Annotated in this window: 4 protein-coding genes; all 4 read left to right on the top strand. The window is 73.0% G+C overall.

The genetic code is table 11. From position 1 onward, the window contains the following. Window positions 1–32 precede the first annotated feature (32 nt). The 4 genes from ACFT32_RS07930 to dpgC are packed head-to-tail and all read left to right on the top strand — an operon-like array spanning window position 33 to window position 13,755. Window positions 33–10,553: an amino acid adenylation domain-containing protein gene (locus ACFT32_RS07930; RefSeq protein ID WP_382486923.1), complete on the top strand. Its 10,521-nt coding sequence runs from the start codon at window positions 33–35 to the stop codon at window positions 10,551–10,553. Window positions 10,554–10,596: 43 nt separating this feature from the next. Beyond that, window positions 10,597–11,703 (top strand): 3,5-dihydroxyphenylacetyl-CoA synthase DpgA, encoded by a 1,107-nt coding sequence (dpgA, locus tag ACFT32_RS07925; protein ID WP_382486921.1) that lies wholly within the window; start codon window positions 10,597–10,599, stop codon window positions 11,701–11,703. Between the two features lie 22 nt (window positions 11,704–11,725). After that, window positions 11,726–12,391, top strand: a complete 666-nt coding sequence (gene dpgB, locus ACFT32_RS07920; RefSeq protein ID WP_382486919.1) for an enoyl-CoA-hydratase DpgB — start codon at window positions 11,726–11,728, stop codon at window positions 12,389–12,391. Then, a complete protein-coding gene (dpgC, locus tag ACFT32_RS07915) occupies window positions 12,388–13,755 on the top strand; it encodes a (3,5-dihydroxyphenyl)acetyl-CoA 1,2-dioxygenase DpgC (protein ID WP_382486917.1) in 1,368 nt (455 codons plus the stop codon). Before dpgB ends, dpgC begins: the two co-directional genes overlap by 4 nt. Window positions 13,756–13,872: the final 117 nt, after the last annotated feature.

Genomic DNA, 13,872 nt, shown 5'->3' with positions numbered 1-13,872 from the left:
TACACCGCACCCGCCCCAGAGGAGAACCCTGAGTGATCCCCCTATCGTTCGCGCAGCGGAGTCTGTGGCTCACCGGGCAGCTTGAGGGCCGCTCGGCCACGTACAACATCCCGCTCGCCTTGCGCCTGAGCGGGGTCCTGGACCGGGCGGCTCTGGCGGCGGGGCTGCGGGATGTGGTCGAGCGGCACGAGTGTCTGCGGACGGTGATCGGGCGGCACGAGGGCGAGCCCTGCCAGCTGATCCTCGACACCGACGACGTGGGCGAGCTCCTGACGGACGCGACACCGACCACCACAGGCGCCCGGGGCGAGACCGAACCCGCCGTGCTCCTGGACGAGTTCGCCACGTACGAGTTCGATCTCACGACGCGGGCGCCGCTCCGGGCCTGGCTGTGCGAGACCGCGCCCGACGACCATCTCCTCGCCCTGGTGGTGCACCACGTCGCGGCCGACGGCTGGTCGATGGGCGTACTCCTGCGCGACCTCGGGCAGGCCTACGCGGCACGACGCGAGGGGCGGGCCCCCGAGTGGGAGGCGCTGCCCGTGCAGTACGCGGACTACACCCTGTGGCAGCGCGAACTGCTCGGCGACGAGGGCGACCCGCACAGTCTCGCCGCCCGCCAGCTGGCCTTCTGGCGGGACCGGCTGGCGGGCCTTCCGGAGGAACTGGCCCTGCCCACGGACCGGGCCCGGCCACCGGTCGCGAGCAGGCGAGGCGGCACGGTCCCCCTGGAACTCGGCCCGGAGCTGCACGGCCGCCTCACTCAGCTCGCACACAGGCTGGGCGCGAGCCTGTTCATGGTGGTGCGTGCCGGGCTGGTGGCGCTGCTGTCCCGGCTCGGCGGGGGCGACGACATCGCCATCGGCACGCCGGTGGCGGGCCGCACCGACGACGCCCTGAGCGATCTGGTGGGGTGCTTCGTCAACACCCTCGTGCTGCGCACCGACGCCGGGGGCGATCCGACGTTCACGGACCTCGTGGAGCGTGTGCGGGACACGGACCTGGCGGCGCTCGCACACCAGGACCTCCCGTTCGAGCGGCTCGTGGAGTCCCTGAACCCGACGCGCTCGCCGGCCCGCCACCCGCTGTTCCAGGTGATGCTCGCCTTCCAGAAGTTCACCGACCCCGCCCTGCGACTCCCCGGCCTGCTGGTCGATGTGCTGCCGCTCGGCACTCCCGCCGCTCACTTCGACCTCTCCTTCGACCTCACCGAGCGGCACGACGCCGACGGCCGGGCAGCCGGCATCACCGGCACCCTCGGCCATGCCACCGACCTGTACACCGAGGACACCGCCCGGCGCATCGCCGAGCGACTCGTCCGCCTCCTGACCGCCGCCGCCGACGACCCGCGGCGGCCGGTCACCGCCCTGGACCTCCTCGCCCCGGCCGAACGCGCACTCCTCCTGGCGGAAGGCGACGGCACCCACGGCCCGGTCACCCGGCCGGACACGGTGACACGACTGATCGCGGCGCGCGTGGCACAGCACCCTGACGCGACGGCACTCGTCTTCGGGGACACCGAACTCACCTACCGCGACCTCGATACCCTCTCCGACCGTCTCGCCCAGCGCCTGTGCGCCCGGGGCGCGGGCCCCGAACGCCTGGTCGCGGTGGCCCTGGACCGCTCCGCCGACCTCGTCGTGACACTTCTCGCGGTCCTCAAGACCGGCGCGGGCTATGTCCCGCTCGAACGCGACACACCCCCGGCGCGGACCCGCCTCGTCCTCGACGACACGCGCCCGGTCCTCCTGCTCACCGACGGCACCGCCGAACTCCCGCCGGACATCGGCACCCCGGTCCTCGACGTCACCGCCGGCCACGACGCGACGGACATCCACGACGAGGGCGTTACGCACCGGACGCCGCCGCCCGCCCTCATCCATCCCGACAGCACCCTGTACGTGATGTACACGTCCGGCTCGACGGGCCGTCCGAAGGGCGTCGTGACCCCGCACGCGGCCGTGGCGGCATTCGCGGCCCACCGGCCGTGGCTGCGCGACGGCGCCCCGGACGGCGTGCTCTTCCACGCCAACCACGCCTTCGACGCGTCGACCTACGAGGTGTGGGCAACGCTTGTCCACGGCGGCCGGGTGGTGATCGCCCCGCCGGGCCCTCTGAACGGCGCGGCCGTGGCCGGGCACATCGCCCGGCACGGTCTGACCCGCCTCCATGTGACCGCCGGCCTCTTCCGCGTCTGGGCGGAGGAGGAACCGCAGGTCTTCACAGGGCTGCGCGAGGTGACGACCGGCGGTGACGTCGTCTCCGCGGCCGGGGTCCGCGCGGTGCTGCGCGCCTGCCCGGACACCGTGATCACGGCGGCGTACGGCCCGACCGAGACGACGGCCTTCAGCACGCTCAGCACCTTCACCGGGAACCCGGACCGCGTTCCGAACACGGTGCCGATCGGCCGCCCCATGGACGGCATGCGCACCTATGTACTCGACCCCCGCCTGGCACTCGTGCCGCCCGGCACGGTGGGGGAGCTGTACCTGGCGGGCACCGGCCTCGCGCGTGGCTACGCCCACCTCCCCGGCCTGACCGCCGAGCGCTTCGTGGCGGACCCGTTCGCGGCGACGTACGGGTTGTCCGGTGAGCGCATGTACCGCACCGGCGACCTGGCCCGCCGACTGCCCGACGGCCGGCTGGAGTTCGCGGGGCGCGCCGACGACCAGGTGAAGGTGCGCGGTTTCCGCGTCGAGCCGGGCGAGGTCGAGGCGGCCCTGCTCGGTCATCCGGACGTGGCGCGCACGGTCGTGGCGGTCAAGGAGGACGGCTCCGGCGACAAGCACCTGATCGGGTACGTCGTTCCGGAACGCGGCGCTCATCGGCGCCCGGCCCCCGACGGTGCCCCGCGGCCCGTGGACACCGAGGCGATCCTCCGCCACGCCCGGACCGTGCTCCCCGACCACGCGGTGCCGTCCGCGATCGTGCTCCTCCGGGCCCTGCCGCTCACCGCCAACGGCAAGCTGGACCGCGCGGCCCTGCCGCACCCCGGACCCGTGGCCCCGGCGCGCGGCGGCCGCGCCCCCCGCTCCCCGCGCGAACACGCCCTGTGCACGCTGTTCGCCGAGATCATCGGCCTGCCCGAGGTGACGATCGACGACGACTTCTTCGCCCTGGGCGGGCATTCGCTGCTCGCGACCCGGCTGGTGAGCCGGGTGCGGTCCGAGCTCGGTGTCGAGCTGGGCATGGCGGAGCTGTACGCGGCGCAGACGGTCGAGGCGCTGGCCCGCGAACTCCCCGGGACCGGCGGCAGCCCGCGACCGCCGGTACGCGCCGTCCGGCACCGGCCCGACCGGCTTCCGCTGTCCTACGCCCAGCGACGGCTGTGGTTCCTCGACCGGCTGGAGGGCCCGTCGGCGACGTACAACATCCCGATGGTGGTACGGCTGACCGGTGCCCTGGACGTCGCGGCCCTGGCGGCGGCGCTGCGGGATGTGGTCGAGCGGCACGAGAGCCTGCGGACGGTGATCGGCGAGGCCGGGGGCGAACCGTTCCAGCGGGTGCTCGGCATGGCCGAGGTCGGCGAACTGCTCAGGGTGGTGGAAGCGGACCCGCAGGAGCTCTCGCACACGGCCGCCACCCACGAGTTCGACCTGGCGAAGGAGCCCCCCGCGCAGGCGTGGCTGACCGCGACCGGCCCCGCTGAACACTGCCTCGCCCTCGTGGTGCATCACGTGGCGGCTGATGGGTGGTCGTTGGGGCCGTTGGTGCGTGATCTGGGGCGGGCGTATGGGGCGCGGTGTGAGGGGCGGGTGGTGGGGTGGCCGGGGTTGGCGGTGCAGTACGCGGATTATGCGTTGTGGCAGCGGGAGTTGCTGGGGGATGTGGGTGATCCGGGGAGCTTGAGCGCTGAGCAACTTGGGTTTTGGCGGCGGGAGTTGGAGGGGTTGCCGGAGGAGTTGGTGTTGCCGGTGGATCGTTCGCGGTCTGGGGTGTCGAGTGGTCGGGGTGGGGTGGTGCCGTTGGTGGTGCCGGCTGGGGTGCATGGGCGGTTGGTGGGGCTGGCGCGGGGGTGGGGCGCGAGTGTGTTCATGGTGGTGCAGGCGGGGGTGGTGGCGTTGTTGTCCCGGTTGGGGGCGGGGGAGGACATCGCGTTGGGTACGGCGGTGGCGGGGCGGTCGGATGAGGGTCTGGAGGATCTGGTCGGGTTTTTCGTGAACACGTTGGTGTTGCGTGCGGATGTGTCGGGGGATCCGGGTTTTGGTGAGTTGGTGGGGCGGGTGCGGTCGGTGGATCTGGCGGCTTTCGCGCATCAGGATCTGCCGTTCGAGCAGTTGGTGGAGGCGCTCAATCCTGTCCGGTCGCCGGCCCGTCACCCCCTGTTCCAGGTCATGCTCGGCTTCCAGCACGCGGACCGGCAGGCGGGGCTGAGTCTGCCCGGAGTGACAGCCGAGCCCGTCGGCGTCCGGCCCGGCACCGCGAAGTTCGACCTCTCCTTCGACTTCTCCGAACGGTTCACGGCCGACGGCGCCCCGGCCGGTGTCGAGGGCGGCATCACGTACGCCGTCGATCTGTTCGACCACACCACCGTCGAAGCGATCGCGCGCCGCCTCACCCGCCTCCTCGACGCCGCCGCCGCCGACCCCGACCGTCGGCTCGGCGCCCTCCCCGTCCTGGAACCGCACGAGCGCATCCGCCTGCTCACCGACGGGGACGGCACCCGCCAGAAACTCCCGCACAGGAACGTCGCGGACCTCTTCGAGGCCTTGGCCCGCCGCATCCCGGAGAGGACGGCCGTCGTCGACGCGGACGGAACCGAGCTCTCGTACGCCGAACTCGACGCCCGCGCCGACCGCCTCGCCCGGCGCCTGGTCGCGGCGGGTGTGCGGCCCGAACAGCCGGTGGCGGTGCTCGTGGAGCGCTCGACGCGACTGATCGTCGCGCTGCTCGCGGTGGTCAAGGCGGGGGGCGTCTATGTACCGCTGGACGGCCGGTGGCCGCGCTCGCGGACCGACTTCATCTGTCGGGACACGGGAGCGAAGGTCCTCCTCACGGACGGCACATCGGACGCCGGGCCCGGCGCCGACGGCCCTCTTGTACGCGTCCGCATCGGCGAGGACCCTCAGGGGGCGGGTGGGACCGGGCCGACCTCCCCCGGGGACGAGCCGGGCGGGCGCGGTACCGGGCCCGACGGTCTGATGTGCGTGATGTACACCTCCGGCTCGACCGGGCGGCCCAAGGGGGTCGCCGTCACCCACCGGGGCGTCATGGGCCTGGCCGGGGACCGGCGGTTCGGCGTCGGCGCGCACCGGCGTGTGCTGTTCCACTCGGCGCACGTCTTCGACGCGTCGACGTACGAGATCTGGGTGCCCCTGCTCGGCGGCGGAACGGTCGTGGTGGCCGGGCCGGGCGAGCTGAGTCCCGCGGGAGTCGAACGGGCCGTCCGCGGGCGGGGCGTCACCGCGCTGTTCCTCACGATCGGTCTCTTCCGGGTCCTCGCCGAGGAGGCGCCGGAGTGCTTCGCCGGACTCCAGGAGGTGTGGACCGGCGGCGAACCGGTGCCCTCGGCGGTCCTCGGACGGGTACTGCGAGCCTGCCCCGCGACCACGGTGGTCGACGTCTACGGCCCGACGGAGGCGACCACCTTCGCCACGTGCGGCGCCGTCGCCGAGACGGACCTCACCGCCGCGTCGCCGCCGATCGGACGGCCCATGGACGGGACACGGGCGTACGTGCTCGACGCGGGCCTCGGCCTCGTCCCGCCGGGCGTCACCGGAGAGCTGTACGTGGCGGGCACCGGTCTGGCGCGCGGGTACGCGCACCGTGCCGGGCTCACGGCGGAACGCTTCGTGGCCGACCCGTACGCGGCGGGGTACGGAGCGCCTGGTGAACGCATGTACCGCACCGGCGACCTGGCGCGCTGGGCGCCCGACGGGCGGCTCGAGTTCGTCGGGCGCGTCGACACCCAGGTGAAGGTGCGCGGCTTCCGTATCGAGCTCGTCGAGGTGGAGGCGGCGCTCCTGGCTCATCCGGACATCGCGCAGGCGGCGGCAGTCGTCCGTGAGGACCGCCCCGGCGACCGGCGGCTCGTCGGCTACGTGGTGCCGGTCGCGGGTGTGGCCCGCGAGGCCGTCGACGACGTGGACCCCGCGACGCTGACCGGCGGGCACCTGCCCGAGTACATGATGCCGTCGGCCGTGGTGGCCGTGGACGCCCTGCCGCTTACCGTGACCGGCAAGCTCGACCAACGGGCCCTGCCGGCGCCGGGGGTGAGGCACGCGAGGGCGGGCAGGCCGCCGCGGACGCCGCGCGAGGAGGTGCTCTGCGGGATCTTCGCCGATGTCCTCGGCGTGCCTTCGGTCACCGTCGACGACGACTTCTTCGCCCTGGGCGGGCATTCGCTGCTCGCGACCCGGCTGGTGAGCCGGGTGCGGTCCGAGCTCGGCGTCGAGCCGCGCATCCACGATCTCTTCGACCACCCCACGGTCGCCGCGCTCGCCGGGCGGCTCCCGGCCGGTGGCCCGGCGCGGCCGACGCTCGGCGCGCAGGCCCGCCCGCACCGGATCCCCGCGTCCTACGCCCAGCGACGGCTGTGGTTCCTCGGTCAGCTGGAGGGCCCGTCGGCGACGTACAACATCCCGATGGCGGTCCGGCTGACGGGTGCCGTGGACACGGCCGCCCTCGCGGGGGCGCTGCGGGATGTGGTCGAGCGGCACGAGAGCCTGCGGACCGTGTTCCCGCCGGCCCCGGGAGGAGTGCCGTATCAGCGGGTGCTCGACATGGCCGAGGTGGACGAGCTGCTCACGGTGGCGCGGGTGGCCCCGGCGGAGCTGAGCCGGGAGTCGGCCGCCCGCGCGGACCACCTCTTCGACCTGAGCTCCGAGGTGCCCCTGAGGGCCTGGCTCTTCGAGACCGCTCCGGCTGAGAGCGTGCTGCTGCTCGTGGTGCATCACGTGGCGGCTGATGGGTGGTCGTTGGGGCCGTTGGTGCGTGATCTGGGGCGGGCGTATGGGGCGCGGTGTGAGGGGCGGGTGGTGGGGTGGCCGGGGTTGGCGGTGCAGTACGCGGATTATGCGTTGTGGCAGCGGGAGTTGCTGGGGGATGTGGGTGATCCGGGGAGCTTGAGCGCTGAGCAACTTGGGTTTTGGCGGCGGGAGTTGGAGGGGTTGCCGGAGGAGTTGGTGTTGCCGGTGGATCGTTCGCGGTCTGGGGTGTCGAGTGGTCGGGGTGGGGTGGTGCCGTTGGTGGTGCCGGCTGGGGTGCATGGGCGGTTGGTGGGGCTGGCGCGGGGGTGGGGCGCGAGTGTGTTCATGGTGGTGCAGGCGGGGGTGGTGGCGTTGTTGTCCCGGTTGGGGGCGGGGGAGGACATCGCGTTGGGTACGGCGGTGGCGGGGCGGTCGGATGAGGGTCTGGAGGATCTGGTCGGGTTTTTCGTGAACACGTTGGTGTTGCGTGCGGATGTGTCGGGGGATCCGGGTTTTGGTGAGTTGGTGGGGCGGGTGCGGTCGGTGGATCTGGCGGCTTTCGCGCATCAGGATCTGCCGTTCGAGCAGTTGGTGGAGGCGCTCAATCCTGTCCGGTCGCCGGCCCGTCACCCCCTGTTCCAGGTCATGCTCACCCTGCAGAACAATGCCCGTGAAGCCCTCGAACTGCCCGGTCTGCGGGTCGAGCCGGTGGCGCCCGGGGCGACCGCCGCGAAGTTCGACCTGTCCCTCGACTTCTCTGAACGGTTCACGGCCGACGGCGCCCCGGCCGGTGTCGAGGGCGGCATCACGTACGCCGTCGATCTGTTCGACCACACCACCGTCGAAGCCATCGCGCGCCGCCTCACCCGGCTGTTCGACGCGGTCAGCCGCGATCCGGACCTGCGGGTGGCCGACGTGGACCTGCTCTCCGCGGACGAACGCGCACGGCTGACGTCCGCCGGCGACGGCGGCCCCCTCAGGGCACCGGCGGCCGACCGGGGCGTCGCGGAGCTGTTCGAGGAGCAGGTGGCCCGGGCGCCACAAGCCACCGCCGTCATCGGTGAGCACGTCACGTTGACCTACGCGCAGCTCAACGCCGAGGCCAACCGGCTCGCGCACCGCCTCATCGCCCGCGGGACGGGACCCGAGGACGTGGTGGCGGTGGTCATGGAGCGCTCGACGGAGCTCCTTGTGACGCTGCTCGGCGTGCTCAAGGCCGGCGCCGCGTTTCTGGCCGTGGAGCCCGGACTGCCCGCCGAACGCGTCGCGTTCCTGTTCGCCGACGCCCGCCCCGGCTGTGTGGTGACCCGTCCCTCGGCAGCCGCAGCCGTCCCGGACACCGGGCTGCCGTGCCTCGTCCTGGACGACCTGCCGCGCGACGCGGACCAGGACCCGGGCGACCCCACCGACGCCGCGCGCGTGCGACTGCTGCGCCCCGCCCACCCGGCGTACGTGATCTACACCTCCGGCTCGACCGGCCGCCCCAAGGGCGTGATGATCCCGCAACGCGGCCTCGTCAACCGCCTGCGCTGGATGCGGGAGCGGGCCCCGCTGAGCGGCGCCGACCGAGCCCTGGTGAAGACACCCGCGAGCTTCGACGCGTTCGTTCCGGAGTTCCTCGGGCCGCTGATCGATGGGGCCGCGCTCGTGCCGGCGCGGCCGGAAGGACATCGGGACCCGGAGTACCTGGCCCGGCTGACGCGCGACCGCGCGGTGACGACGGCGACGTTCGTGCCGTCGATGCTCCAGGCCTTCCTGGAGACCCGCGAGGCCGCCGAGTGCACCGCGCTGCGCCGGGTTCTCAGCGGCGGCGAACCCCTCACCCGCCGGACCGTCACCGCGTTCACCGACACGCTCGACGCGACCCTGACCAACTGTTACGGGCCCGCCGAGGCGACCGTGGACGTGGTGGTGGGGGACTGCCACGGAACCCCCCGCCCGGAGCCGGGCGGTGTGCCCATCGGAACCCCCGTGCCGCACACCCGGGTGTACGTCCTCGACCGAGGCCTCGGCCTCGCACCGCCCGGCATGGTGGGCGAGCTGTACGTGGCGGGCGCGCAGCTCGCGCGCGGCTATGTGCGGCGGCCCGGCCTGACGGCGGAGCGCTTCGTGGCGGACCCGTACGCGGCGACGTACGGACACCCCGGTGAACGCATGTACCGCACCGGCGACCTGGCACGCCGGCTGCCCGACGGCCGGCTGGAGTTCGCGGGGCGCGCCGACGACCAGGTGAAGGTGCGCGGCTTCCGCATCGAGCCGGGCGAGGTCGAGGCGGCCCTGCTCGGCCACCCGGACGTGGCGCACGCGGCGGTCGTCGTCCGCGAGGACACCCCGGGCGACGCCCTGCTCGTGGGCTACGTCGTGCCCGCGCCCGGCGCACGGTGCGAGGCAGCCGAGCTCAGGGACCGGGTACGGGCCACCCTCCCGGAGCACATGGTGCCCGGCGCCGTCGTCACCCTCGACGAACTGCCCCGCACGGACGGCGGGAAGCTCGACCGCCGCCGCCTGCCCGCCCCCGGCCATGCCGCGTCACCGACGGGCCGCGGCCCGCGCACCACACGTGAGCAGGCGCTGTGCGGCCTCTTCGCCGAGATCCTCGGCCTGCCGAGTGTGACGATCGACGACAGCTTCTTCGACCTCGGCGGACACTCCCTGCTCGCCGCGCGGCTCGTCGGACGCCTGCGCTCCGTTCTCGGCGCCGAGGCGGGCGTGCGGACCCTCTTCGAGGCACCCACGGTCGAAGCCCTCGCCCGGCGCCTCGCGGGCTCGCCCCCGGCACGGGACGCCCTCGACATGCTGCTGCCGCTGCGCGGACCGGAGCCCGGCACGCAGCCGGCCGACGAGGCACCCCTGTTTTGCGTACACCCCGGCGCCGGGCTCAGCTGGTGCTACGCGGGACTGCTGCGGCACCTCGCGCCCGAGGTGCCCGTCTACGGGCTGCAGGCCCGACTGCTGTCGGAGGGCGGCGGGGCCCCGGCTTCGCTCGCGGCGATGGCCGGCGACTACGTCCGGCGCATCCGCGACGTACAGAAGTCGGGACCGTACCGGCTGCTCGGCTGGTCCATGGGCGGCACGCTCGCCCACGCCATGGCGACCCGGCTCCAGGCGGACGGCGAGGAGGTGGAGCTGCTCGCGCTGCTCGACGCCAGGCTCCCGGACGACGCACATGGACCGACGGAATCCGGCCCGGTGGACGACATCCCGGCGGCGCTGCGCGAGGGGCTGCGCGAACTCGGCCATGCCGTCGAGGAGACACCCGAGGTCGTGGCAGCGGCCCACGGCATCGCCGAAGCGGCCCGCTTCCTCGTCCGCAACGACCCGGAGTTCGCCGGGATGCAGGAGGACACCGCCCACGCGATGGTGGAGCTGACCCTCGCCGGAAAACGACTCGCGCGCGAGCACCGGCCCGACGTGTTCCACGGCGACGTCCTCTTCTTCGAGCCCCTGGCCGACCTCGCCCGGAACCCCGCTCCGACACCGGCGCGGGACTTCGCCCCCTACGTGGACGGGCGGATCACGGCATACGGAATCGACTGCGGCCACAAAGAGATGACACAGCCCGAACCACTGCGCGCCATCGCGGCGAGAATCTCGCACCACCTGGGCGGCAGCGGCACACCCCCGGAAGACGGAGCGGCCGAGTGAAGGGACGGAAGAACAAGGTGCTGTCTGACACGGTGGGTGCGCGGTGACGACCGCCGAAGCACCCACAGGACTCCTGGCCGGAACCCGGCCCCGCATACTCGAACTGGCCACCGCCACACCACCCCTGTCCTACACCCAGTCCGAGGTACTCGACCTCTACGGCATCGCGGACCCCCGGGTCCGGTCGCTCTTCACCAACAGCGCGATAGAACGGCGCCACCTGACCCTGCCGCCGATCGACCCGGACACCGGCAGGCCACGCCCGGAGAGCCAGGGCGAACTCCTCGCCAAACACCGGGAATCCGGTATCGCCATGGGCGCGGCGGCCCTGCAGAACTGTCTCAAGAAGCTCGGTGCGTCCGTCGACGACGTCGGCTGTCTGATGTGCGTGACCAGCACGGGACTGCTCACACCGGGCTTCTCCGCGCGGATCATCCGCGAGCTGGGGCTGCCGAGGACCTGCGCGCGCGTGGACATCGTCGGCATGGGCTGCAACGCCGGGCTCAACGCGCTGACCGCCGTGGCCGGCTGGGCCGCGACCCACCCCGGGCAGCTCGCCATCATGCTCTGCGTCGAGGCGTGCTCGGCCGCGTACGTCTTCGACGACACGATGCGCAGCGCAGTGGTCAACAGCCTCTTCGGCGACGGTGCCGCCGCCCTCGCGGTGCGCGCCTCCGACGACGCCCACCCGTCCGGGCAGTCCGGCGGCGGTGCGCAGATCCTGAAGTTCGCCGGACTGCTCATCACCGAGGCCCTGGAGGCGATGCGCTACGACTGGGACGAAGACCAGGGGAAGTTCAGCTTCTTCCTCGACCGCGATGTCCCCTACGTCGTCGGGGCCCACGCCGAGCAGGCCGTCGACACGCTGCTCGCCGGCACCGGAGTGCGGCGCACCGACATCGCGCACTGGGTCGTGCACTCCGGCGGAAAGAAGGTCATCGACTCCGTCATGGTGAACCTCGGCCTGACGCGACACGATCTGCGGCACACCGTGAGCGTGCTGCGCGACCACGGAAATCTCTCCAGCGGTTCCTTCCTCTTCTCCTATCGGCGGCTCCTGGACGAGGGCGTGGTGCGCCGCGGCGACCTCGGCGTCCTGATGAGCATGGGGCCCGGCTCGACCATCGAAACCGCGCTGGTGCGGTGGTGACACGGATGGATGTGAACAGACGATGACGACGCTGCGCATACGGCTCGACTCCACGCAGGGCATGGCGCGACTGACCAGGACGATCACCGCGTTCCGTGAGCGGGCCGAGGACGAGCGGGCCGCGGCGGCGGTGATCGAGCTCGGCCCCGGCCACACGCACTGGCCGGGCTCCGTCGACGTTCACACGGTGAACAAGTGGGAGCGCGCCCTGCGGCAGTGGGAACGCCTGGACGCCGTCACCCTCGTGACCGCCTCCGGAGCGTGCGGCGGGCCCGCGTTCGACCTGCTCATGACCGCGGACATCCGGATCGCCGCGCCCGACCTGCGGATCGCCCTGCCCACCGCGGCCCGCGACTTCTGGCCCGGCATGGCCGTCCACCGGCTCACCCAGCGCGTCGGTGTCTCCCTCGCCCGCAGGCTCACCCTGTGCATGTCGGGCACCGGAGTGCTGGAGTCCTACCAGGCTCTCGATCTCGGCGTCGTCGACGAGATCACCGACGCGCTCGACGACCGCGTGGCCAAGGTGCTGGCAGGCAGCCCCTCAGGCGTCGAGGCCCGGCTGCTGCGCAGCCTGATCCTCGACGCCCCCCGCACCTCGTTCGAGGATGCGCTCGGCACTCATCTCGCCGCCTGCGACCGGGCGCTGCGCGCCGCCGTAGGCGCCCCGGGGACGGGAGACGAGCGGTGACCGCTGCCCTGGCCGCGGCCTGGCAAGGCCCCCGCACCCTGGTGGTGCGCGCCGAGGGAGTCCTGGCCGATGTGCCGCGCAAGGCCGATCGCACTCCCGAACAGCGGGCGCGCGTCAACGCCGCGACGGACGACGCGCGGCGCGCGCGCACCGCGTTCCTGGCCGAGCACGGGCAGGCCGTGTACGACGCGCTGACCGGGAACCGCACCCACTACCTCCGGCTGGACGAGCTCCTCGACGCCGCGGCCGCGTTGCTCGACGGCCTGGTGCCCACCCGTGAGCAGATGGCCGTCGAGGCCGGGCTCGCGCAGGCCGACAAGGAAGGGCGGGAGATCGACCAGGCCGTCTTCTTCTCCGGCGTGCTGCGGCAGGAGCGGGCCGGCCTCCATCTGATGGAGTCGCTGCTGCGGCCCACGGACCGGGCCCTGGCACTGCTGCCGGAGTTCACCGGGCGCGGCGGTGTCGATCTCGGCCGGCTGCACGTGGAGCGCGTCGGCGACGCGGCCCACCTGACGGTCACCAATCGGGGCGCCCTCAACGCCGAGGACAACGACCTGATCGCGGCCATGGACGTCGGTGTCGACCTGGCGCTCCTCGACGACCGCGTCAAAGTGGGGGTGCTGCGCGGTGGAGAGATGACACATCCGCGCTACCGGGGCCGCCGCGTCTTCAGCGCCGGCATCAACCTCCGCCACCTCGACGCCGGCCGGATCTCGTACACGGACTTCCTGCTGCGGCGCGAGCTGGGCTACCTCAGCAAGCTGCAGCGCGGCCTGCTCCTGGCCGACGCGGGCGGCCGGCCCCTGACGAGCCGGAACCCGCACTGGGCCGCGCGGACCGTGCAGAAGCCGTGGATCGCCGCCGTGGACAGCTTCGCCATCGGAGGCGGCATGCAGCTCCTCTTCGCCTTCGACCGGGTGATCGCCGCGTCCGACGCCTACTTCAGTCTGCCCGCCGCCCAGGAGGGCATCATCCCGGGCGTGGCCAACCTGCGTCTGCCGCGCATCGCGGGCAGCCGTCTCGCGCGTCAGGTCATCCTCTCCGGGCGGCGCATCCATGCCACCGAGCCGGAGGCCCGGCTGATCTGCGACACCGTCGCCGATCCCGCCGCACTCGACGCGGCGGTCGCGGCCGCCGTCGAAGAGCTGGCCGCCCCGGCGGTGGTCGCGAACCGGCGGATGCTGGGCCTCGCCGAGGAGCCGCCGTCCGTGCTGCGCGCGTATCTGGCGGAGTTCGCGCTGCACCAGGGCCTGCGCCTCTACGCGCCGGACGTCCTGGAGAAGACGACGAAGTTCGGGCCCGCGCAGCCGGCACCCACGGCCCGGCCGTCTGCGAGGGAAGGGCACAACTTGTCCACCATGTAGTGATCGGTATGCGGATCGGGGAGATCCCGGAAGGCTTTCGGGCCGGTCATGCCCAGCCTCCCCGATGAGCAGGCGTCGCCGGGCTCTCCCGGCCGTGTGAGATTTCGTGATACGTGA

Origin of the sequence: Streptomyces sp. NPDC057002 (assembly GCF_042673825.1) — a bacterium.
Taxonomy (GTDB): Bacteria; Actinomycetota; Actinomycetes; order Streptomycetales; family Streptomycetaceae; genus Streptomyces.
This window is presented reverse-complemented; position numbering and strand designations above follow the sequence as displayed.

Excerpts from the sequence above, each read along its gene's own strand:
- dpgB (WP_382486919.1), top strand. The coding sequence starts at position 11,726 with ATGACGACGCTGCGCATACGGCTCGACTCCACGCAGGGCATGGCGCGA.